Raw genomic sequence first — 22,903 nt, 5'->3', positions numbered from 1 at the left:
AACATGAAAGAATTCATCGTATTATCAGAAGAAGTAAAAGCAGGACAAGCAAAAGGTTTACCAATCGTAGCATTAGAATCAACAATCATTTCTCACGGAATGCCATATCCACAAAATGTACAAACTGCACGTGAAGTAGAACAAATTGTTCGTGATAATGGTGCAGTACCAGCAACTATTGCATTAATCGATGGCAAAATTAAAATTGGTTTATCAGATGAAGAACTTGAAATGTTCGGAAATGCACAAGGTGTAGCTAAAACATCTCGTCGTGACCTAGGCTATCTATTAGCATCAAAAAAATTAGGTGCAACAACAGTAGCTGCAACAATGATTTGTGCTGAGTTAGCTGGTATTGAAATTTTCGTAACAGGCGGAATCGGTGGCGTTCACCGTGGTGCTGAAACAACAATGGACATTTCAGCAGATTTAGAAGAATTAGCACAAACAAATGTAGCTGTAATTTGTGCAGGTGCGAAGTCTATTTTAGATATTGGTTTAACTTTAGAATATCTTGAAACAAAAGGTGTACCAGTCGTTGGATTTGGTACAGATGAAGTACCAGCATTCTATACACGTCAAAGTGGTTTTGATGTAAACTTCAAGCTTGATACTCCAGAAGAAGTGGCAGAAATGCTAAGTGCAAAATGGCAATTAGGCTTAAAAGGCGGAGCTGTCATTGCTAACCCAATCCCAGAGTCTGACGCGCTTGAGCATTCATTCATTACGGGAATCATTGAAAAAGCTCTAGTAGAAGCAGAAGAAAACGGTATTCAAGGTAAAAATGTGACACCATTCTTACTAGGAAAAGTTAAAGAATTAACAGAAGGTAAAAGCCTTGATGCCAATATTGCATTAGTAAAAAATAATGCAGTAGTTGGGTCAAAAATTGCTGTAGCATATAATAAATTAAGCTAATCAATTATGGATAATACTAAAATCTGTTCTTGATTATAAAAGCGCCCAGTCGGAACGGAAATCAACCACACGTTATAGTGAAAAGCTATATTTTTAGTGGAGTAACCATTATATGGAGAGATAGGCTCTTTGCGAAATATTAAATTCGCAAAGGGTCTTTTTATTCATTACGGAGAATATTTTTTCCATTTTTCACATTGTTCACGAGAATAACTAAACAAAATGACACAGTTACTTTACAATAGCCCACAAAATTTTATACAATTAAGATTATATCTAATCTGAAAAATTTGACGAGCAAGGTGGACATGTTATGGCGAAAGAGCAAATTTTGACTCCCGAGGACGTTTTTGAGTTAGTCAAATCCTACATGAATGATGCAAATGTCGCATTCGTGAAAAAAGCATATGAATTAGCAAGGGATGCCCATATTGAGCAATTCCGAAGCTCAGGTGAACCGTATATTATTCACCCGGTACAAGTAGCTGGTATTTTAGCTGAATTACAAATGGATCCTGAAACAGTTGCGGCAGGTTTTTTACATGATGTTGTCGAGGATACGGATTTTACGCGCGACGATTTAGTTCGTGAGTTCGGCGAAGAGGTCGCAATGCTTGTAGACGGTGTAACAAAGCTTGGGAAAATTAAATATTTATCTAAAGAAGCGCAACAAGCAGAAAATCATCGAAAAATGTTTGTAGCTATGGCGCAGGATATACGTGTCATTTTGATTAAACTAGCAGACCGTCTACATAATATGCGCACGTTAAAGCATTTACCAGCAGAAAAACAACGCCGTATTTCTAAAGAAACGCTTGAAATTTTTGCACCGCTTGCGCATCGTCTAGGGATTTCGACTGTTAAATGGGAGCTTGAGGATACAGCACTTCGTTATTTAAATCCACAGCAATATTATCGCATTGTCAGTCTTATGAAGAAAAAACGTGATGAGCGTGAAGCATATTTAGACAATGTAATGGCTGAGATGAAGTCACAGCTTACAGAAGTTGAAATTGAAGCGGATGTTTATGGTCGCCCAAAACATATTTACAGTATTTATCGTAAGATGGTGTTACAAAAGAAACAATTCAACGAGATTTATGATTTATTAGCCATTCGTGTACTTGTCGATAGTATTAAAGATTGCTATGCCGTACTTGGGATTGTGCATACATTATGGAAGCCGATGCCTGGGCGTTTTAAAGACTATATTGCGATGCCAAAACAAAACCTATATCAATCACTGCATACAACAGTAATTGGTCCTTATGGTGACCCATTAGAAGTACAAATTCGTACGAAGGAAATGCATAAAATTGCCGAGTACGGGATTGCAGCGCATTGGGCGTATAAGGAAGGTAAAAAAGTTGATAATGAAAAACAAAATGTCGACCAAAAATTAACGTGGTTCCGAGAAATTTTAGAGTTCCAAAACGAATCTTCGAATGCTGAAGAATTTATGGAATCTTTAAAATTTGATTTATTCTCTGATATGGTCTATGTATTCACGCCTGAAGGAGATGTCATTGAATTACCAGCAGGCTCTGTACCTATCGACTTCGCATACCGTGTGCATTCAGAAGTTGGAAATCGTACAATTGGCGCGAAAATCAATGGTAAAATGGTACCCCTTGATACACCGTTAAAAACGGGAGATATTATTGAAATTTTAACTTCTAAGCAATCATTCGGTCCGAGCCGTGATTGGCTAAAAATAGCCCAATCCTCACAGGCGAAAAATAAAATAAAGCAGTTTTTCAAACGTCATCTTCGTGAGGAAAATATCATCAAAGGTAAAGAGATGATAGAAAAAGAAATCCGTGCACAAGATTTTGACGTAAAAGAAACAATGTCAGCGGAAAATTTGAAGCGTGTATGCGAAAAATTTAATTATACAAATGAAGAAGATATATATGCTGCTGTTGGTGTGAATGGAATTACAGCTCAGCAAGTTGTTAATCGTCTAGCGGAAAAACGTCGTAAAGAGCGTGAACAGGAAGAAGCGCTTGAGAAAATTGAACAAAAAATGAAAAACCCTATTCCTCAAAAACGTACGGAATCGGGTGTTATCGTAAAAGATATCGACAATATGCTTATTCGACTTTCACGCTGCTGTACGCCAGTTCCTGGGGATGAAATTGTAGGTTTCATTACGAAAGGTAGAGGTGTTTCAGTGCACCGTGCAGACTGTCCAAATATTCAAATTGATGATGAGCAAGAACGCTTAATAGAAGTTGAATGGGAACACGGACTTACTCCAGAGAAAAAAGAATACCCTGTCGATATTGAAGTTTCAGCCTTCGATAGACCTGGAATTTTAAATGAAATCATGCAAATTGTTAGCGAAACGAAAACGAATATTTTAGCAGTGAGTGGTCGTGCAGACCGCGATAAAATGGCAACGATTCATTTAACGATTTCGATTTCAAATATTTCGCATTTGCATAAAGTAGTGGAACGTATTAAGCAAACGCCTGATATATATTCAGTACAGCGTGTTATTAACTAATTGTCGACTTTATTAAAATAGATGGTTGGACAATAGCAACTTTATTATGTACAGAGAAATCTTCTGGTGCATTCAACGAGAGAATTGAGGTTTTAAAGAATGAAAGTAGTTTTACAACGCAGTAAAGCAGCCTCTGTTACGGTTGACGGAAAAGTAACGGGAGCTATTGATAGCGGTTATGTTCTTCTAGTTGGCATTACACATGAGGACACGCAAGAGGATGTTGAATATTTAGCAAAAAAAGTAGCTAATCTCCGCCTTTGGGAAGATGCTGATGGAAAAATGAATCATTCCATTTTAGAGCATGGAGGGGCTATTCTATCCGTCTCACAATTTACTCTGTATGGGGATGCAAAAAAGGGGAATCGTCCAAGTTTTACAAGTGCAGCAAGACCAGAAGTTGCGGAACCGTTATGGGAGGCTTTCAATAATGCCTTACGAGCACATGGCTTACATGTGGAGACGGGGATATTTGGTGCAATGATGGATGTTGCACTTATAAATGATGGCCCGATTACAATACTTCTTGAGTCTAAATAAATGGTACATTTCCTTTAATTCCTTCATACATTAAATAGTATGGTTAGTTTTGTAGGAAGGAAGTGTCTCGAAGATGACGCAACTAGGAAGCATATCAAATCCATATTTATACGAAACTCTTAACATGATGATTGATCAGCCCATTGTAGTACAAACTGAAAAAAGTATCCAGCAAGGAAAGTTAATCTCTGTATTACCTGAGGATATCGTAGTAGAAGTTAGCCGCAGCCCTTTCTTCATTCGTATGGAGGATATTGTATGGGTTACATTGGCAACGAGAAAAAAATAAGTGTGCATAAGGACTTCTAAACTCATGTAATGTGAGTAGGGGTCTTTTTCTTTTGCGTGTGTAAAATATTTGACGGTGAGCACTGTAAATAAGAAATGCAACTAGAGGGCGGCCAGACTCCACGAATCAACTTACATACATTCCTCAATCTCATAGTTGACTGATAATAATAAATAAGCTGCAAGGGAAGTACAATTCTACTTTCCTTCGCAGCTTATTTTAGTGGAAATTTACCTAGCATTAACTGCCCGTAAATGCCCGGTTGGTGAGACCAAGAATTCGTGGGTGAAGAAAACCCCCACGGATTCAAGTTTCACCTTATTAATTTTCGTTAAAGTAATTTAAGATGCCTTGATAGATACCGAGAGTAGCTTGTTCTCGGTATTTAGCGGTTGTAATAACACGTTCCTCACTACCATTACTTAAGTAGCCTAGCTCAATGAGGACAGCTTTTTGACGATTTTCTCGTAGAACCAAATAATTTCCTTGTTGGGTACCACGATTCTTTAAATCTATTTTATTTGTGAGTCCCTGATTTATTGCCTCTGCAAGACCCTGTTGATTACTATTCATATAATATGAGGTGAAGCCATTAATGGAGCTATCGTCTGTTGCATCATAATGAATACTGATAAAAGCATCTGCCTCGTACTGGTGCGCAATTGATACGCGTTTACGGAGTGCAACATATTCATCTGATTCTCTTGTCATGACAACATTTGCTCCAGCTGCACTCAACTTTGAAGCAAGAAGAGATGCCGTTTTCAAGGTAATTTCCTTCTCATCTGTTCCACGTTGTCCTGTAGTGCCGTGATCATTTCCACCATGTCCAGCATCTACAACAATAGTTAACCCATTTAAAGTGCCTTTCTTGCGTGGTTCGGATTTTTCCTTTTTTATAGTAGTAGTAGTAGCTTTACTCGACGAAGTAGTAGTAACGACCCAATTCGCCACAAATGCAGTTTTGTCATCTACTTGTATTTCATAAAAATTATCTTTAGCTCCTACAATAGGGTATGTTTCACCAGCATCTACACGTTTGACAACATCAGCAGCTGTTGTTGCATCTGTCCGTAGGTTTGTCCCGTTGTAAATGATTGTGACAGATTCAAGCTCTGAGGCAGAAGAAGATTTTGATGTCGATTTTTCTATATTTGAAAAAGTACCATAAAAGCTATAAATCCAGCCTGCTTTTTTATCGTTATATTGAATTTGTACCCAGTTATGCTCTTGAGCCAACACTTTAAAGGCTTGTCCTTTTGAAACAGTTCCTATTTTTTTAGCATTTAAGTCTGATTTTTGGCGAACATTAAGTCCATCCACTAAAACTGTAAACGTTGTATCTTTATTTACATTTTTTGTAGATACTTCAATTTTAGGTTCATCAGCTTTAGCCTTTTTTTCAGGTAGGTCATTGATTGTAACATAGTCAGTAGATACCCAACCTACTAGTCCGTTCCAATCTATTTTCGCCCATTCGCCATTTTTTTCAATAAGTTTTGCTTGGTTGCCTATTGATAATTGTCCAAGAACTGCTGAAGATACGTCAGGCTCAGTACGGATATTTAGACGATCGACCTGTGAAATCAAGGTTTTATCAATCGTTTGTTTATCGTTTATTGAAGCTGTTAGCCAGGATGCTACCCAACCTTCGTAATCACCTGCTTTTACTTTAATCCAATCTCCTTCACGGCTAATAGAGGTTAACGGATCACCCTCATTTAATGTCGTAATGATTGGATAAGACAGTCCAGGTCCCTCACGTAAATGAAGAATCATTCCAGTTACTTTTAAATCACTGGTGTCGGCTAGTGCTCTTTGAATATTATTCATACTTGGAATCGCAATCATTAGCACTAGTACGAAGATGATTATAATATTTAAAAGTTTTGTCCTCATCAGATTCCTCCTATCTTGTGCTATTTTACCATGCTTTTGTAATAAAATTCGTGGGAAAAAGGTAATGGAAATTGTTATTATAACGAATGTATTGTAAAAAAAATAAAAACAGTTGACATTGCCTTTTGTTGTGACTAACATAAAGGGTAATCAAAAAATGATTAATCGCTTATGACCAAGCAAGTAGCGTATACCTCTATTGGAGAAGAGAGGGAAAGACCTAGGCTGAAATCTTTCCTACAAAAATGTATTTCGTGAAAAACACTTGAGAGGCTTTTTTCTGAAAAGTAATGCTTAGTAGGAAAAAACGGAATCGGCCGTTATCCGATCAGGAGGAGGACGCATGTATTTGATGCGTCAACTAGGGTGGAACCGCGGAAGCTTATACAGCTCTCGTCCCTTGCATTATGCAGGGGGCGAGGGCTTTTTTTATGGACAAAAGAATGAGAGAAGTCCAGAAGAGCTTGCTCATAAGCAATTTATAAAGGAGGTTTTTATATGAGTTTTAAAGTGCCACGAGGGACACAAGATATTTTGCCGGGTCAATCAGAAAAATGGCAAAAGATAGAAGCTGTTATCCGTGATATCTGTCGTGTCTATCGCTACAATGAAATTCGCACACCAATTTTTGAGCAAACAGATTTATTTGCACGTGGTGTTGGTGAAACAACAGATGTTGTTCAAAAGGAAATGTATACATTTGAAGATCGCGGTGGCCGTTCGTTAACATTACGTCCGGAGAATACAGCTGGAGTAGTTCGCGCTTATGTTGAGCACAAAATGTTTGGTGCACCTGATCAACCAGTAAAACTTTCATATTTAGGGCCAATGTTCCGTTATGAACGTCAACAAGCAGGGCGCTACCGTCAATTTGTTCAATTTGGAGTAGAAGCAATTGGTTCAGCTGATCCAGCTATTGATGCGGAAGTTATTGCACTAGCAATGGATGTCTATGAATCAGCAGGTTTAAAGGATTTAAAATTAGTCATTAATTCACTTGGCGACAAAGAAACACGTGATACACACCGTGCAGCATTGCTACAACACTTCGAACCACATATTCATGAGTTTTGTTCGGATTGCCAAAATCGTTTGCAAAAAAACCCACTACGCATTTTGGACTGTAAAGTAGACCGTGAGCACCCATTAATGAAATCTGCACCTGCATTAACTGATTTCCTAACAGAGGAGTCAGCGGCATATTTCGCTCAAGTTAAAACGTATTTAGATACACTGGGAATTTCGTATGAGGTTGATCCAAATCTTGTAAGGGGTCTTGATTATTACAATCATACGACATTTGAAATTATGTCAACGGCTTCTGGCTTTGGAGCAATTACTACACTTTGTGGTGGGGGTCGCTATAATGGCCTTGTGCAAGAAATCGGTGGACCGGAAGTACCAGGTATCGGTTTCGCATTGAGTATTGAGCGTTTATTGCTTGCACTTGAAGCTGAGGGTGTTGAATTGGACACAGCATCAGGACTTGATGTCTATATGATTGCTATGGGCGAAGAAGCGAAGCTAAAAACGGTTGAATTAACAAGTACCTTCCGTGCAAAGGGCATTTCTACGGAGATGGATTATTTAGATCGCAAAATGAAAGCTCAAATGAAATCCGCAGACCGTTTAGGTGCAAAATATACTATTGTTTTAGGAGAAACAGAGCTTGAAGAGCAAGTAGCTACTGTTAAACATATGGAATCTGGTGAACAACAAAAAGTAGCGTTCTCAGAATTAGTGAACTACCTATTAAAACAATAAACGAACACAAGCATCAATCGTTTATATCAATACAGGATTATCTGTCCAAATGATTCATAAATCTACGCTGCATTTTGGACAGATAACTTATTATTTACAATGAAATGAAATCTAATTTTCCTTAGCATCAATTTGCTACTTAGTAGGAAATGTATGCTACATAAGTAAAATAAATGGTCTATCATCAAAAGTTTGGAATGACATTTTGTAAAACGTATGTCATGCGGATAAGTTGATTGGAGTGGAGGTTGGGCGACTCCTTGGGGATTAGCGGCTCATCGGCGCCCCCAGGTAGCTCTGCGAGAAAGCAAAGCGGCAGCGATAAAAGCGCCCAGTCGGAACGGAAATCAACCCTAAGACATGATGATTAGCCAAATAAATTTTGGAGGAATTAAATAAATGGCAACAAGAACACATGCTAGTAATGAACTTTCAGAAGCATTAAAAGGCGAAAAAGTCGTATTAAAAGGTTGGGTACAACGTCGTCGCGACCTAGGTGGTTTAATTTTCATTGATTTACGTGACCGCACTGGAATCACACAAGTAGTGTTTAGCCCTGATGTAGCAGAGGCACATGCTTTAGCCGATAAAGTGCGTAGTGAGTACGTAATTGAAGTGGAAGGGACAGTTATTCTTCGTGCAGAAGATCAAATCAACCCAAATGTTCCAAACGGCAAAATTGAGGTAGAAGCAACAAAATTAATCGTTATTAATACAGCTAAAACAACACCATTCCAAATCGAAGATCGCACGGACGTATCCGAAGATTTACGTTTAAAATATCGTTATCTTGACCTACGTCGTCCTGTTATGTTTGATACATTCAAAATGCGTTCAGACGTTACTCGTACAATTCGAAACTTCTTACAAAATGAAGGTTTCTTAGAAGTAGAGACACCAATTTTAACAAAATCAACTCCTGAAGGTGCTCGTGACTATTTAGTACCATCACGTGTCCATGAAGGTGAATTTTATGCATTACCACAATCACCTCAGCTATTTAAACAATTATTAATGGTGTCTGGTTTCGAGAAGTACTTCCAAATTGCACGTTGCTTCCGTGATGAAGACTTACGAGCTGACCGTCAGCCAGAGTTTACTCAAGTAGATATTGAAACTAGCTTCTTTACACAAGAAGAAGTTTTAGAAATGAATGAACGCTTAATCCAGGCAGTTATGAAAGAAGTAAAAGGTATTGATATTCCAGCTCCGTTCCAACGTATGAAATATCAAGAAGCAATGGATCGTTACGGCTCAGATAAACCTGACGTACGTTTTGGTTTAGAGCTAGTCGCATTAAACGATATTTTTGACGGCTGTGATTTCAAAGTATTTGCTGATACAGTAGCACAAGGTAAGCAAGTAAAGAGTATCAACATTAAAGGTGCAGCAGATAAATACTCTCGTAAAGACATGGATGAACTAACAAAATTTGTTGGTATTTATGGAGCAAAAGGTCTTGCTTGGTTAAAAGTAACAGAAGAAGGCTTAAACGGACCGATTGCAAAATTCTTTGACGAGGCATTAGCAGCCTCATTAATCGAAAGTATGAAAGCTGAAGTGGGCGATATTTTAGTATTTGTAGCTGATAAAGCGTCTGTTGTAGCAGCATCTCTAGGTGCACTTCGTACGAAATTAGGTCAAGATTTAGGTTTAATCGACGAATCAGAATTTGCATTCCTATGGATTACAGATTGGCCATTGTTTGAGTACTCTGAGGAAGATGGTCGTTACTATGCAGCTCATCACCCATTCACACGTCCATTCGATGAAGATATCCCGTTAATGGATACGGATCCTTCAGCAGTTCGGGCACAGGCGTATGATATCGTATTAAACGGTTATGAGCTTGGCGGTGGTTCATTACGTATTTATGAGCGCGACTTACAAGAAAAAATGTTTAAATTACTTGGCTTCACAGATGAAGAAGCTAAGGCACAATTTGGTTTCTTATTAGAAGCATTTGAATACGGTGTACCGCCACACGGAGGACTAGCATTTGGTCTTGACCGCTTCGTAATGCTACTTGCAGGTCGCAACAATTTACGTGATACAATTGCATTCCCGAAAACTGCTAGTGCTAGCTGCTTAATGACAAACGCACCGAGTGAAGTGTCTCCAGATCAATTGAGTGAGTTAAGTTTAGCAATCAAACCATTCAGAAAATAATTAGTATTTCTAAATACCTGGATTCTCTAGCAAAAACTGTTGGGAATCTAGGTATTTTTTGCGTTTTCGCAAGAAATTAGATTTTTTAAAAGAAAAGAGTTTGAATTATCAGAAAAATAGTGTTATTATAACTGTAATACGAATCCTGATGTGTTTGTCTAATTGCCAGCTTTACTTAACAGTTTTGACCGAACATTTTAGAATCGGGAGCCTTCATTTTGTAGTCGCAAACAAGCCCCAAGCGGAGCGGGACGTTTAAAGCTGCAAAGCGGGCACCCCCCTGCAAATTGCGGGTTCAAAACGAATGTTTCTTGGCATAACGGCACAACTGGGATTCGTCATACATAATTAATAAGCACAAAAGGAGCATTGAAGTAGCTCCTTTTTTTAGTGCAAGCAATTGGTTTATTCAAAAAGACAACTGTTGAAGAGGATTTAACCTAACCAATAAGGTGTTCTTAGAAATCGTCCATTTCTAAGAGACGCGAAGTTAGAATAGTTTAATAGTTTGTAAATCAAGTGTTGTGAAAAAAATTAGAAAATACTAAAAAATCACTTTTTATTTTCAGGAAAGTATTATATAATTGGTATAGACAACTATACCGAATTTAAAGGTTGCTTATTAGCTTCAGTCAAGCTCCTTAAAAAACGGTTAGGGGGTGATCTATTGAAAAATACGCTATTAATTTCCAATGTTATGATAGTCAATCATGATGAAGCACCATTTAAGGGCGACATATTCATTAATAATGGAAGGATTATTAAAATAAGTCATAACTTAACTGATGAGGCTGAGCATTATATAGATGGCAAAGATAAAAGTTGGTTATTGCTACCTGGCTATATTGATATGCACATACATGGCTCTGCAGGGCATGATGTGATGGATGCTACGCAATTTGCATTACATCAAATGGCACGCTCTTTAGTACAGGAAGGCGTTACGGGCTTCCTTGCTACTACAATGACGCAATCTATAGAAGCAATTGAAAGCGCTTTAGCTAATGTTGCTCTATTTGAAAATAATGATGATGAAGCAAGCTTATTAGGTATACACATAGAGGGGCCATACGTATCGAAAAAACGGGCAGGCGCACAGCCAATAGAGCACATTATTTTACCGTCTATTGAGCAATTTGCATCCTGGCAAAAAATAAGTAAGCAACGCATTAAACAAGTCACAATTGCACCTGAGGTAGATGGAGGTTTTACATTTATTGAATCGTTAAAGAATTTACATGTTATTGCTTCCATTGGACATTCTGACGCATCAATTGAAGAGGTGGGTAAGGCTGTTGAATTGGGAGTAAGGCAGGCTACACATTTATATAACCAAATGAGCCCTTTTCATCATCGCAATCCGGGTGTCGTTGGTGCAGTACTTTTAGAGAATCAAGTGAAAGCTGAAATTATCACAGATTTTGTGCATAGTCATCCTCAAGCTGTAAAGCTAGCGTATCGTTTTAAAGGGGCAGAGGGTATTATCTTAGTTACCGATGCGATGCGGGCAAAAGGCTTGCATTACGGTGATTATGATTTAGGTGGTCAAACCGTTCATGTTTCTAAGGATGGAGCTCATTTATCTAATGGCGCTTTAGCTGGTAGTGTATTAACGATGGAGCAAGCAGTAAAAAATATGAAAGCAATCACCAATTGCTCATTGCAGGAAGTTGTCGCAATGTCCTCTACGAATGCTGCTAAGCAATTACATCTTGCAACTAAAGGTCGTATTGCAGAAGGCTATGATGCAGATTTTGTTTTACTGGATGAAAATTTAGATGTACAAAAAACTATTTGTCGAGGTAAAGTTGTATTTGAGAAATGAAAGTAAAGAGGAGATAAGGATGGTGCAAGACTTGTTAGATAAAAATTCTCATATACCTATCTATATACAAATAGAAGAGATAATAAAACAACGTATTTATTTAGAAGAATACAAAATCGGTGAAAATATACCTTCTGAGCGAGAGCTTTCTACGCAGTTTGATGTTAGTAGAATGACTGTTCGTCAATCAATCACAAATTTAGTCAATAGTGGATTGTTGTATCGTGAAAAAGGCAGAGGTACATATGTCGCTAATCCAAAATTAGAACAACCACTAAAAGGATTAACAAGTTTCACAGAGGATATGCGGGCTAGGGGGATGGAACCAAGCAGTAAAGTTTTACGCTTTGAGAAAATCGTGCCACCAGTCGATGTTGCTGGAGATTTAATGTTAGTGCCGGAAGAAGAAGTATTCTATGTAGTACGAATTCGTAGTGCAGATTCCAAGCCGATGGCAATCGAAAGAACGTATATTCCGGTAAAAGTATACCCAGAATTAGATGAAAAGAAAATAATGGGGTCATTATATGCGTTAATTGAAGCAAAATTTCATCAAAAAATTGGAAATGCTGTTCAGCAAATGGAGGCAGCTATTGTTTCAAAAGAAGATGGTAAATTCCTACAAATTAATCATACTGCACCTGTGCTAATTATTAAACGTACAAGTTATTTATCTGATGGAGTTCCGTTTGAGCTTGTGAGAAGTACTTATCGAGCTGATCGATACAAATTCATTAGTGAAATTAAAAGGTGATCCTATGGATGTATATTTTCTAGAAATACAAAAGCTGATGCAGGTCGTAAAGGAACAAGAATATGCCCAAATAAAAGAAGCCGCACAAATAATTGTGCAAAGGCTTCAACGCGGAGGAATTGTCCAATTATTTGGTTGTGGCCATTCGCACCTTTTAGCACAGGACGCATTCTATCGTGCGGGAGGGCTTGTACCTGTACGTCCTATAATTATTGAACCTTTAACATTACATGCAGGAGCAATGACATCATCAAATAACGAGAAGGACCCGACTATAATTGACAAGTATAAAGATCATTTTGATTTTCATGAAAATGATGTTTGCATTGTCATTTCAACATCTGGGAGAAATCAAGCACCTATAGATGTAGCACTTTTAGCGAAAGAAGCAGGGGTTCTTGTTATGTCTCTGCAATCTCTTGCTTATTGTGAACAGCCGTCACGTCATCAAAGTGGACAGCGCTTAGAGGATGTAGTAGATATAGTTATCGATACGCATACACCAATAGGAGATGGTTTGCTGCATCTCAATGAAATGCAATATGCACCAGCCTCTACAGTTGTTGGTTCAATTATTTTAAATGTATTATTCAGTGAAGTTATTGAGATCATGGCCATATCTGAAGAAGTATTACCAGTTTTTAAAAGTAATAATGTTGACTCGGATTCGTCTCATAATGAGGCTATGATCGCCTATTATCAACATCGAATTAACTTTAAATAAAGGGGGGATATCTATGAAGAAAATATATAAAATAACAGCGCCGGAGGGACTACATGCTAGACCCGCAGCTTTACTTGTAACTGCAGTCACACCATTTGAGTGTGACGTTCAGTTAACCTATAAAGAGAAATCGGTCAATTTAAAATCAATTATGGGTGTTATGGCACAAGGAGTAGCACCCGGAAGCATTGTAGAAATTTCAGCAGATGGGCCAGATGCTGAACAGCTTTTTCAAACAGTAACAGAAGTAATTGTTTCTAAAGGAATTGGAGAGGAATGCTAGAAATAAAAGGCATTGTTGTATCTCAGGGGAGAACTATAATGATTCAAGGTAGTTATTAAGTTTATTTTAAATTGTTTGAATATTCTGTTTTAAACGGAGGTGATTTTGCATATGGAAATAAAAATAATTCCACCCGAAGATTATAAGCAGGTACATCAATTAAGAGATTATTGTTTCCCTAATAAGTATACTGGTGCACGCCGCGATGATTTTCACTATTGGGTTGAACATAGCACAACATTAGGTGCTTACGATGAACATAAAGTAGTCGGTCAGTTATTAATATTGCCACTTAATATGACAATTCATGAAGAAAATTATGATATGGGTGGAATTGGCTTTGTTGCAACCTATCCTGAGTATCGGCAGCAAGGGATTATCAAAAAGCTGATGACAGAGGCACTTAAGAAAATGCGAGAAAATGGGCAAAGTATTTCTGTGTTAGCACCATTTTCTGTAGCCTTTTATCGTTACTTTGGCTGGGAATTATTTTTTGAGAAGCTTTATTACACCATTCCACAATTGATGTTTCCTTTTTTCGGAAAGGGGCTAGACGTAGTAAAACGTATGAGCTTTGAATGGCCAGATCGTGATCTATTTCAGACGATTAAGGATTTCTATAATGCACAGGCACTCTTCAATAATGGAAGTATGCTACGAGATGATGCTTGGTGGAAAAGAATAGAGAGAAGGATGCCTGATAGTCATTTTGCGGCATATTTTAAGTCTGATAAAATTGCAGGCTATATTCGTTATACTATTCAGGATGAGACGTTTGAGATTCATGATTTTATAGCTGAGGATTTACTTGCAGAACAAGCAATTTGGCGTTTTGTAACGTCGCATGCAGCGAGTGTAAGTAGCATTAAAGGAGTCACTTCTAACGATCATCAATTTGGCTTCTATTTTAAAGAAACACAGTTTAAAAAGGAAGTCGTTCAGGATGTGATGGTAAGAATAGTAGACGTTTTGAGGTTTATGCAACATTATCCTTGGGGCTATATTCAGGAACCGTTATATATTCAAATTGAAGATGAATTTTGTAGTTGGAATGAGCACATATATATAATAAATAAAAGTGGAGATGTCTCGATAATTGAGACAAATTCTATCTCAGAAATGCATATGTTAACATTACCAATAAATCTTTTTTCAGCTATGATGGTTGGCTATCTTTCTGTAAAGGACTCGGTCTTGTATGCAAATAAAAAAGTAGCTGAAGAGATAATTAATCGTTGGCAGTTAGCGGTACCCTCTAATAAACCGACCTTCTATGAATACTTTTAAGTATTGGAGTGTCATTTGTTGAAAAGTAGATATGAATGTAGAATTTTTTTTGATCTTTTTTCTGGACTATACCAGTTAGGTGAATCCATTCAGTAGTCTGTAACAGAGTTATAGCCCAATTTTTAAAGGTCTTTTTACAAGGTAGGAAATGGTGTATAAAGTATATTGTGGTATATACCAATTAATGCTATTCTCATCATAAGAAAACGATTTCATAGTTAAAAAATCATAAAAATAAAGATAGTTAGAAAGACGAACTTAATCATGAAAAGGAGTGTTTTGATGAAAAACATTATGCTAGTGTGCGTGGCTGGAATGAGTACTAGTTTGCTAGTGTCAAAGATGCAAAAAGCTGCACAAGAACAAAACATTGAGGCAGATATTTATGCGATCGCTGAAAGTGAGGTTGACAAAATATTAGCTACTAAAATGGCAGATGTGCTGCTACTGGGTCCACAAGTCCGCTACTTAAAAGGGACATTTGAAAAAAAATACACGGACATGGGATTTCCAATTGATGTTATTAACATGATGGATTATGGCATGATGAATGGCGAAAATGTTTTAAAGCAGGCGTTAACGTTGATAGGTTAAGGGGGATACGGCAATGGAAGAAACAGTTTTGATGGAATCCATTATGGGATTGATTGTGCATAGTGGTAATACGAGAAGTGAGTGTATGGAGGCTATCCAGCTAGCAAAAAAAGGACAGATTCAAGAAGCAAAGGAAAAAATACAGTTAGCTAACGATGCATTGATTGAAGCGCATCATTCTCAGACGGCTCTACTGTCACAAGAAGCAAGGGGAGAAAAAGTAGAAGTGTCAATGCTGTTAATTCACGCGCAGGATCATTTAATGAATGCCATTACCTTTCGCGATTTGGCAACGGAAATGATTGAATTGTATGAGCGAATCAATGGGGAGTAGCATCAAGCCTTGATGTCACAATAAAAAAGCAAAGGGAGTGTGTGAAATGTTCCGTTTTTTAGAAGAAAAATTTGTTCCGGTTGCTGCTAGAGTAGGGAATCAGCGTCATTTAGTTGCCATTCGAGACGGTTTTATTACGATCATGCCGTTAACAATTGTTGGATCTCTTGCGATTCTTGTTAATAATTTGCCTATCAAATTTTATCAAAATGCACTCGATGCCATCTGGAAACATGAAACTTGGACACAGTGGGGCGGCAATGTTTGGGGAGCAACATTTGGAATCATCTCTCTGTTATTAGCCTTTTCCGTAGCCTATCATTTGACAAAAAGCTATGACAAGGATGCGCTATCTGGTGGTGTAATTGGTCTTGCGAGTTATATGACATTTGGCACGTTTGGAGAAGGCGGTTTAACAGGATTAACAACGGGTACTGGAGGAATATTTGTTGCTCTCATTGCAGCTTTGATTTCTGCAGAAATTTTCTCACGTTTATCTGGGAGTCCTAAGCTTTTAATTAAAATGCCAGCAGGTGTGCCGGCTGCAGTTTCAAAGTCATTTGCTGCATTATTGCCCGCTATTATTACGATTGGCTTACTAGCATTAGTACGTACAATCATTTCTGCCGGATTTAATATTCCAGATATTATTGGAACGTTTTATTCATCAATTCAAGAGCCGTTTATGGGATTAACAAATACATGGGTAGCAGGCCTTATTTTAGCGTTTATTCCAACATTCTTATGGTCTTTCGGTATTCATGGGGCAAATATTATTGAGCCATTTATGCAATCTATTAACTTACAAGCAATAGATGCTAACGTTGCAGCTATTTCAGCTGGAAAAACTGCGCCTTATATCATTAATAAACCATTCTTTGATGCTTTTATTAATATGGGTGGTTCAGGTACAACAATTGCCTTAATTATTGCTATATTCATCATTGCAAGAAAGAATAAACAGTATAATACAGTCGGTAAACTATCAGCAGCGCCAGGATTGTTTAATATTAATGAACCGTTGCTATTCGGTTTACCAATTGTCCTTAATCCGATTTTATTTATGCCATTTATCTTAACGCCAATGATTAATGTCACAATCGCCTTTTTTGCAACAAAATGGGGATTTGTACCGGCAGCAACGATTGCAGTTCCATGGACTACGCCTCCAATTCTTAATGGTTTCTTAGTAACACAATCATGGCGTGGTGCTGTACTCAGTATCGTCTTAATTTTAGTTGCGATATGTATTTACCTACCATTCTTATCAATGGCAAACCGTATGGCAAAGCAGAATGAACAGCGAGCTATTGAAGCAGAGTCTCAAAACGAACAGCATGTTACAGAATTAGAAAATCAAAAAGTAGAAGTGTAATTGTGAACTAACGGAGGTATTTGAATTGAGAAGATTAGGGATTTCACTTTATCCTCAGCATAGTACACTAGAAGATATGAAGCGGTATGTTCAGCTCGCTCATGACAATGGTTTTGATCGAATATTTACATGTCTTATGTCATTGAATAACGATCAAGAACGACAAAAATTACAGCAAATAAACAAATTTGCGCAGCAGCTTGGCTTTGAAATTTCAGCTGATATTGCACCAGCGGTTTTCGAAGATTTAGGCTTAACGTATAAAGATATTGCTTACTTTAAGGAACATTATCATTTAGCGACATTGCGCTTAGATATGGGCTTTTCAGGCCAAGAAGAAGCGTTTATGTCCCTCGATGCTAGTAATCTAAAAATAGAGTTGAATATTAGTAACGGTACTAAATATGTAGAAAACATATTATCCTACCAACCGAATATAGATAATATTATTGGCTGTCATAATTTTTATCCGAGACGATTCACAGGTCTATCACGTCAACATTTTTTACAGGCATCTCAACAATTTAAAGCTAATCATATTCGAACAGCAGCAATGATTTCATCACAGCATGCGATGTTTGGACCTTGGGAAGAAACCGAGCATGGCTTGCCAACATTAGAAGAGCATCGTCATCTGCCAATTACTGTGCAAGCGAAGGATTTATGGCACACTGGTTTAATCGATGATTGTATAATCGGTAATATGTATGCTTCTGAGGAAGAAATACGTGCATTAGGCCAATTAAATCGCCATAAGCTAGAGCTGAAAGTTGAGCAGTCTGTTGAAACGTCTATTTTAGAAGAAGCCATCCTTTTTAAGGAGCCACATTTTAATCGTGGTGATGTTTCAGATTATGTGATCCGTAGTACGCAATCTCGTGTTAAATATAAAAATGGTGACTTCCCTGCACACGATAGCCATCCGTTAAAATTGGGAGATGTGACAATCGATAATAATTTAGATGTGCGTTATAAGGGTGAGCTCCAAATTGTTTTAAAGGAAATGCCGAATGCCGGATCAACCAATGTTGTTGCAAGAGTTGTAGAAGAAGAGAAATTCTTATTAGCGCATATTCGGCCATGGGCATCATTTGGCTTTACGAAATGATTACAGAAGAAGGGATTAAGCCATTAGTTGAAAGTGCTTAATCCCTTGTTTTATGGTTCATCACAAAACGTGTGGTTGATTTCCGTTCCAGCTGGGCGCTTTTATCGCTGCCGCTTCGCTTTCGCGCAGAAAACATTTGTTGCTGTCGCTTCGCTTTCGCACAGATAAAACATTTGCCGCTGACGCTTCGCTTTCGCGCAGAGCAGAGCTTCCTGGGGGCGTCCGATGAGCCGCTTCGCTTCGCTGCAGGGTCTCGGGCCAACAGATGTTTTTTGCGCGAAAGCGTAGTGTTAACGTAGCGGCAGCAAAAGGGGTTCATTCTGTGCGAAAGCGTAGTGCAACGAAGCGACAGCAACAGCACCGATGTTGGTCACGAAGGCGTTATCACAGGACGTGATGATTTTAGCCTTCGTTCCTCTATTCGCTGATCCCCAAGGAGTCGCCCAGCCTCCACTCCAATCAACTTATTTGCAAAGTAGACGTTTTAACAAAAGTCATCCACAACTTTTGATGATGAACCTTTTTAATCTTGATTTACCAATATTTTCTGTAGTAACAACTACAAATAAGACAGGGTGAAATGGATTGAAAAGAAAGGAGCAAAGAGATATGTATGTATTAGCGATTGACGGTGGTGGAACGAAAACGTCAGCAGTGATTTGTGATGAACTTGGCAATGTTTATGCTAAAGTAGTAACGACTCGGAGTAACCCAACAGCTATGGGTATTCAATATTTTAAGTCAACAATTCATGATATATTACTAAATTTGCAACATAAAAATCCGCAAGTATTTGCAGCCATAGATAGTTGTTTTGCTGGCATGGCTGGAGTTAAGGAGCTACAGGCAGAAGAAGTTGTAGAATCGATAGTACGTCAATACGTTCCTAAAACAGCACATGTGATTGTTGATAATGATGCTCTAATTGCACTTTATGCAGGCACACTTGGGCAGGCAGGTATTGTGCAAATTGCAGGGACAGGCGCTATCACAATGGGCTACGATCGTGAGCAACATTTTCATAGAGTAGGGGGCTGGGGTTATCTTTTTGATGATGAGGGCAGTGGCTATGATTTAGGAGTTCAAGTGCTGAAGGCTATTTTTCAAAGTTATGATGGGAGAGGCAACTCAACAGCTTTGACAGATGTTGTATTGCGTTATTTCTCTGTGGAAAATGTACCACAATTAATAGAGTTTATATATGGAGAGGAGCATCCTCGGACAGTGATTGCACCGTTAAGTAAACATGTATTTGATGTTGCTGAAAAAGGAGATGACGTTGCCAGTCGAATCATTGAAGATGCTTGTGAAAAATATTATGTGGCAATTAAAGCATGCTACTCTCATATGAAGTGGGAACAAGCGGATGTACCTGTCGTGTTAGCAGGCGGCGTCTTTACAAACGAAGCCTATTTTATGGCGAAATTACAGCAATTTGCACGAGCTGACGAGATACCATTGCAATTTATGGCACCAGTCTTACAACCGATTGGCGGGGCAGTAATTGCAGCCTTCAAGCAAAAAAACGTCCAGCTCGGTCCAAATTTTGCGGAATGTTTCTCCAAAAATTATGAACAGGAATGAAAGTGATAAGACTATAGGCAATTGGATTACGCTTTATTCAATTGCCTAAACAAACATATAGATTTTTATGGGCTCAATTCAAACTTTACATACTAAAAAAGTATTTGATTAGGAATACTTAATTTTTTTAGTTATAATTTTTACTTGATGAATATCGTGATAAAATGTAAGATAGGTTTGATTTTATCTTAGTATTTAACTAGGTTTACTAATAAAGTAATCAGTGGGAGGCTTTATCCACCGCTGATCACCAATCGGGCTTTTACAGGCAGTTTATCTCCTACCTAACTTCTTTTGAGGTGGGAGTCTTGTACCTGACGTATCGCTTTCGGTATAGATAAATTACTGCCCGTTAAAGCGTGATAAAAATTCAATAGATGGAGAGTGTAAGGATGTTACATCAATTTTCACGTAACGAGCTCGCAATAGGAACAGAGGGACTCGAAAAATTAAAAAATACAACGGTAGCGATTCTTGGTGTAGGTGGTGTAGGTTCATTTGCTGCTGAGGCATGTGCACGAAGTGGTATTGGCCGCATTATTTTGGTAGATAAGGATAATGTAGATATTACAAATGTGAATCGTCAATTAGTTGCTTATATTTCAACAGTCGGTAAATCTAAGTCGGGTGTCATGAAAGAGCGTATTGCTGATATTAATCCGGAATGTGAAGTAATTGATATGCATATGTTTTACACGGAGGAAACATATGAGGAATTTTTCGCACAAGGCATAGATTATGTCATTGATGCAAGTGACACAGTGATGTATAAAATTCATATTATGAAGGAATGTCTAAAGCGCAATATACCAATTATATCTAGTATGGGTGCAGCTAATAAAATGGATCCAACTCGTTTCAAAATTGCGGATATTTCTAAAACGCATACGGATCCATTGGCTAAAATAATTCGTACGAAATTACGCAAGGATGGTATTCATAAAGGAGTAACGGTTGTGTTCTCAGATGAGAGTCCTATTGTAGTTCGTCCAGATGTCGTGGAGCATGTCGGAAAACCAGATGCAGCTATCCGTAAGGCAAAAATGCCTCCATCTTCCAACGCCTTTGTTCCTTCAGTGGCGGGTTTAATTGCTGCAAGCTGGGTAGTGAATACCATCTTGAAAGATATAAAAATTACACGTGTACAAGGCTAAACAACTTTTAAAATCTGTTATATCGATAAATTTAAAAAGTTGAGCGATAAATTTAAAATTTTCATCGATAAACTCAAATAATTTATCGATAAAAATAAAAAGCGCCCAGGCGGCACGAAAATCACATTCAGTTATGGTGATGAGCTATTTTATGGAAGTGGCTGTCTCAATTTAAGACAGCTACTTTTTCTATGTTACAATAGGATCGTTGTAAAGAGGAGTCTACGATTTTTGTTAGGGTATCTATACAATTTAAGATGGAGAGATAGTCGCCTGAGTGTTTGGGCAGCTTCACATTATGGCTCCTTCAACATTTGCTGTAGAACCTATTAAAGGAGACGTTTAATGATGGAGCACATCTACCAAATGGAATATAGGGGCTTAAATCTATTCGATGAAATTAGCACTGTAGAATTAGCTATAGATGAAGAAGGACAAACAATACACATCTTTGATGTTGGACAGGTTGTTAGTCCTATTTTTAATTTTGATGTTTCGGCTTACGAGCTATCGGATGGTTTTTATAAAATGGCGGATATACTTCGGCATAAATGTATTTTGACAAATCAACAGCCAGGTAGTGAACTAACGCTTAGTGAGTGGTTAATTACAAACACTGCCTATTTTTATATACCACAAAAAAGAATAAAAAAATATGCACAAGGAAGTATTATAGAAATTGTTGATCGAACGAAAGAGCAATCTTTATTTGATTATTATGTACAAAGAATATAATTTTACCAAAATTGTTCTTCTTACGTGCTCAAAATGCTAATAATTCACGAAATTGTCTTATTTTTTTCATGTGACCACTTCTTTATTTGGTTTATTGCTATAATTTAAATAATTCCAATAGATAATAAATCAGTTTGTTTGGAATGTACAGGACTGCTTTGAGGGGTAGGAATGACGTTTAGAAAACAAATGACAACATGGGAGAGTGGTAAAATGGAAATTCAAGTAATTCGTGATCATTTAGATATTGTAAAACTTCAAGAGAAAATGAATGATATTGTATTTGACTATTTGGATACATCTAATAATTATCCAAAAGCTATGAGAGAGCTAAAGCCTTTATATATACAAGTTACAACCTTCTACAAAGAGTATATTGACAATAAGGCGGGTGAATTACCAAGTGCCAATACATATTGGCATTTGTTTATAGATTGTTGTGCAAAGCTTTGCTATTTTTTAGCGGCATCAACTTATTATTCAACTAATGAGTTACAAAAAACACCTGAAAAAGTTGAACAATTGCTAACGATTTCTGCATATTCTTTACCTAGCATTGACCAGGAAGAGAATGAACAATTATTATCGGCAATTTTTGCACTTTATAGTGAAATCGTTAAGGATGAAGAGAAAACAACATCACTACGAAATGCAGTACTTGAACAAAAAGGTGCAGTCAAACAATGCTTGCAACAATTTAAAGTATTTGTTGAAAATGAAATTACTCGATAATTTCTTTTTATTATCACTTTCATATAATAGAATAAAATAGCAATCTAGAATCTGCTACTTTTTGCGGTTGATCCACCAATCCTTACAACACTCTGTTTTGTGAGGGGGGTCAGTTCTTAAAGTTTTGCAGATTTTTTTAATGTTAGTAGATTATTGAGAGTAGACTATTGTAGTAGTATTAAAATTTTGTTGTAAGGAAATAAAAAAAGGACTTTTTTTTAAAAAGGTATTTATAAATTTTTGTCGAAATATAGTTAAAAAATTGAAAATATATGCGAGATTTATTAAAAACGCTGTATATAAGTTGATTGGGGTGCCAATCACAA

The 22,903-nt window shown here is 37.5% G+C and carries 20 protein-coding genes, 1 other RNA gene and 1 other annotated feature; of the genes, 20 read left to right on the top strand and 1 reads right to left on the bottom strand.

The window, feature by feature from the left end; translation table 11 throughout:
- The first annotated feature begins 3 nt into the window (after positions 1-3).
- The 4 genes from ACQKNC_RS02710 (at position 4) to ACQKNC_RS02695 (ending at position 4,256) form a co-directional block, all read left to right on the top strand.
- On the top strand, positions 4-918 hold the full coding sequence (locus tag ACQKNC_RS02710; RefSeq protein ID WP_427423338.1) for a pseudouridine-5'-phosphate glycosidase: 915 nt from the start codon (positions 4-6) through the stop codon (positions 916-918).
- A gap of 313 nt (positions 919-1,231) precedes the next feature.
- Positions 1,232-3,427 carry a RelA/SpoT family protein gene (locus ACQKNC_RS02705; RefSeq protein ID WP_427423337.1) on the top strand — a complete coding sequence of 732 codons (2,196 nt, stop codon included), beginning with the start codon at positions 1,232-1,234 and terminating at the stop codon, positions 3,425-3,427.
- Between the two features lie 99 nt (positions 3,428-3,526).
- Entirely contained in the window at positions 3,527-3,967 is a 441-nt protein-coding gene (gene dtd / locus ACQKNC_RS02700) for a D-aminoacyl-tRNA deacylase (RefSeq protein WP_427423336.1), read from the top strand.
- Positions 3,968-4,040: 73 nt separating this feature from the next.
- Positions 4,041-4,256 carry a DUF2642 domain-containing protein gene (locus tag ACQKNC_RS02695; RefSeq protein ID WP_427423335.1) on the top strand — a complete coding sequence of 72 codons (216 nt, stop codon included), beginning with the start codon at positions 4,041-4,043 and terminating at the stop codon, positions 4,254-4,256.
- A 321-nt stretch (positions 4,257-4,577) separates the two neighbouring features.
- Here ACQKNC_RS02695 and ACQKNC_RS02690 read toward each other — a convergent pair whose 3' ends face one another.
- Positions 4,578-6,155, bottom strand: coding sequence for an N-acetylmuramoyl-L-alanine amidase (locus ACQKNC_RS02690; protein ID WP_427423334.1), 1,578 nt, complete (start codon positions 6,153-6,155; stop codon positions 4,578-4,580).
- 162 nt (positions 6,156-6,317) lie between these two features.
- Positions 6,318-6,559, top strand: a binding site (T-box leader).
- A gap of 94 nt (positions 6,560-6,653) precedes the next feature.
- Here ACQKNC_RS02690 and hisS point away from each other — a divergent pair.
- The 16 genes from hisS to ACQKNC_RS02610 all read left to right on the top strand — a co-directional run bounded on the left by hisS (position 6,654) and on the right by ACQKNC_RS02610 (position 22,577).
- Complete coding sequence (hisS, locus tag ACQKNC_RS02685; RefSeq protein ID WP_427423333.1) at positions 6,654-7,919, top strand: histidine--tRNA ligase; 1,266 nt, start codon at positions 6,654-6,656, stop codon at positions 7,917-7,919.
- Positions 7,920-8,318: 399 nt separating this feature from the next.
- Positions 8,319-10,088, top strand: coding sequence for an aspartate--tRNA ligase (aspS, locus tag ACQKNC_RS02680; protein WP_427423332.1), 1,770 nt, complete (start codon positions 8,319-8,321; stop codon positions 10,086-10,088).
- A gap of 139 nt (positions 10,089-10,227) precedes the next feature.
- Positions 10,228-10,427, top strand: a non-coding RNA gene (ssrS, locus tag ACQKNC_RS02675) — 6S RNA.
- A gap of 328 nt (positions 10,428-10,755) precedes the next feature.
- Positions 10,756-11,913: an N-acetylglucosamine-6-phosphate deacetylase gene (gene nagA, locus ACQKNC_RS02670; protein ID WP_427423331.1), complete on the top strand. Its 1,158-nt coding sequence runs from the start codon at positions 10,756-10,758 to the stop codon at positions 11,911-11,913.
- A gap of 31 nt (positions 11,914-11,944) precedes the next feature.
- Positions 11,945-12,667, top strand: a complete 723-nt coding sequence (locus tag ACQKNC_RS02665) for a GntR family transcriptional regulator (protein ID WP_427423509.1) — start codon at positions 11,945-11,947, stop codon at positions 12,665-12,667.
- A 4-nt stretch (positions 12,668-12,671) separates the two neighbouring features.
- Positions 12,672-13,391, top strand: a complete 720-nt coding sequence (locus tag ACQKNC_RS02660) for a sugar isomerase domain-containing protein (protein WP_427423330.1) — start codon at positions 12,672-12,674, stop codon at positions 13,389-13,391.
- 13 nt (positions 13,392-13,404) lie between these two features.
- Positions 13,405-13,674 carry an HPr family phosphocarrier protein gene (locus ACQKNC_RS02655; RefSeq protein ID WP_427423329.1) on the top strand — a complete coding sequence of 90 codons (270 nt, stop codon included), beginning with the start codon at positions 13,405-13,407 and terminating at the stop codon, positions 13,672-13,674.
- Positions 13,675-13,785: 111 nt separating this feature from the next.
- Positions 13,786-14,961 carry a GNAT family N-acetyltransferase gene (locus tag ACQKNC_RS02650; RefSeq protein WP_427423328.1) on the top strand — a complete coding sequence of 392 codons (1,176 nt, stop codon included), beginning with the start codon at positions 13,786-13,788 and terminating at the stop codon, positions 14,959-14,961.
- Positions 14,962-15,243: 282 nt separating this feature from the next.
- Positions 15,244-15,555, top strand: coding sequence for a PTS sugar transporter subunit IIB (locus ACQKNC_RS02645; protein WP_427423327.1), 312 nt, complete (start codon positions 15,244-15,246; stop codon positions 15,553-15,555).
- A 13-nt stretch (positions 15,556-15,568) separates the two neighbouring features.
- Positions 15,569-15,889 (top strand): PTS lactose/cellobiose transporter subunit IIA, encoded by a 321-nt coding sequence (locus ACQKNC_RS02640; protein WP_427423326.1) that lies wholly within the window; start codon positions 15,569-15,571, stop codon positions 15,887-15,889.
- A 46-nt stretch (positions 15,890-15,935) separates the two neighbouring features.
- The gene (locus ACQKNC_RS02635; RefSeq protein WP_427423325.1) at positions 15,936-17,264 is read left to right on the top strand and encodes a PTS sugar transporter subunit IIC; all 1,329 of its coding nucleotides are present in this window, start codon (positions 15,936-15,938) and stop codon (positions 17,262-17,264) included.
- A 25-nt stretch (positions 17,265-17,289) separates the two neighbouring features.
- Entirely contained in the window at positions 17,290-18,372 is a 1,083-nt protein-coding gene (locus tag ACQKNC_RS02630) for a DUF871 domain-containing protein (RefSeq protein ID WP_427423324.1), read from the top strand.
- A 585-nt stretch (positions 18,373-18,957) separates the two neighbouring features.
- A complete protein-coding gene (locus tag ACQKNC_RS02625) occupies positions 18,958-19,956 on the top strand; it encodes an N-acetylglucosamine kinase (protein WP_427423323.1) in 999 nt (332 codons plus the stop codon).
- Between the two features lie 392 nt (positions 19,957-20,348).
- Positions 20,349-21,110: a tRNA threonylcarbamoyladenosine dehydratase gene (locus ACQKNC_RS02620; RefSeq protein ID WP_427423322.1), complete on the top strand. Its 762-nt coding sequence runs from the start codon at positions 20,349-20,351 to the stop codon at positions 21,108-21,110.
- 345 nt (positions 21,111-21,455) lie between these two features.
- The gene (locus ACQKNC_RS02615; protein ID WP_427423321.1) at positions 21,456-21,845 is read left to right on the top strand and encodes a hypothetical protein; all 390 of its coding nucleotides are present in this window, start codon (positions 21,456-21,458) and stop codon (positions 21,843-21,845) included.
- Between the two features lie 171 nt (positions 21,846-22,016).
- Entirely contained in the window at positions 22,017-22,577 is a 561-nt protein-coding gene (locus ACQKNC_RS02610; RefSeq protein ID WP_427423320.1) for a hypothetical protein, read from the top strand.
- The last annotated feature ends 326 nt before the right edge of the window (positions 22,578-22,903 follow it).

This window comes from Lysinibacillus sp. NPDC094177, from assembly GCF_050279145.1.
Taxonomy (GTDB): domain Bacteria; phylum Bacillota; class Bacilli; order Bacillales_A; family Planococcaceae; genus Lysinibacillus.
The sequence above is the reverse complement of the archived record's forward strand: the minus strand, read 5'-3'. Positions and strand labels throughout refer to the sequence as shown.

What these genes read in the sequence shown, in the direction of transcription:
- aspS (WP_427423332.1), top strand. Translation starts at nt 8,319, where the DNA reads ATGGCAACAAGAACACATGCTAGTAATGAACTTTCAGAAGCATTAAAA.
- ACQKNC_RS02710 (WP_427423338.1), top strand. Translation starts at nt 4, where the DNA reads ATGAAAGAATTCATCGTATTATCAGAAGAAGTAAAAGCAGGACAAGCA.
- ACQKNC_RS02615 (WP_427423321.1), top strand. Translation starts at nt 21,456, where the DNA reads ATGATGGAGCACATCTACCAAATGGAATATAGGGGCTTAAATCTATTC.
- hisS (WP_427423333.1), top strand. Translation starts at nt 6,654, where the DNA reads ATGAGTTTTAAAGTGCCACGAGGGACACAAGATATTTTGCCGGGTCAA.
- ACQKNC_RS02660 (WP_427423330.1), top strand. Translation starts at nt 12,672, where the DNA reads ATGGATGTATATTTTCTAGAAATACAAAAGCTGATGCAGGTCGTAAAG.
- ACQKNC_RS02640 (WP_427423326.1), top strand. Translation starts at nt 15,569, where the DNA reads ATGGAAGAAACAGTTTTGATGGAATCCATTATGGGATTGATTGTGCAT.
- ACQKNC_RS02635 (WP_427423325.1), top strand. Translation starts at nt 15,936, where the DNA reads ATGTTCCGTTTTTTAGAAGAAAAATTTGTTCCGGTTGCTGCTAGAGTA.
- ACQKNC_RS02620 (WP_427423322.1), top strand. Translation starts at nt 20,349, where the DNA reads ATGTTACATCAATTTTCACGTAACGAGCTCGCAATAGGAACAGAGGGA.
- ACQKNC_RS02690 (WP_427423334.1), bottom strand. Translation starts at nt 6,155, where the DNA reads ATGAGGACAAAACTTTTAAATATTATAATCATCTTCGTACTAGTGCTA.
- ACQKNC_RS02705 (WP_427423337.1), top strand. Translation starts at nt 1,232, where the DNA reads ATGGCGAAAGAGCAAATTTTGACTCCCGAGGACGTTTTTGAGTTAGTC.
- ACQKNC_RS02610 (WP_427423320.1), top strand. Translation starts at nt 22,017, where the DNA reads ATGACGTTTAGAAAACAAATGACAACATGGGAGAGTGGTAAAATGGAA.
- dtd (WP_427423336.1), top strand. Translation starts at nt 3,527, where the DNA reads ATGAAAGTAGTTTTACAACGCAGTAAAGCAGCCTCTGTTACGGTTGAC.
- ACQKNC_RS02650 (WP_427423328.1), top strand. Translation starts at nt 13,786, where the DNA reads ATGGAAATAAAAATAATTCCACCCGAAGATTATAAGCAGGTACATCAA.
- ACQKNC_RS02695 (WP_427423335.1), top strand. Translation starts at nt 4,041, where the DNA reads ATGACGCAACTAGGAAGCATATCAAATCCATATTTATACGAAACTCTT.
- ACQKNC_RS02645 (WP_427423327.1), top strand. Translation starts at nt 15,244, where the DNA reads ATGAAAAACATTATGCTAGTGTGCGTGGCTGGAATGAGTACTAGTTTG.
- ACQKNC_RS02655 (WP_427423329.1), top strand. Translation starts at nt 13,405, where the DNA reads ATGAAGAAAATATATAAAATAACAGCGCCGGAGGGACTACATGCTAGA.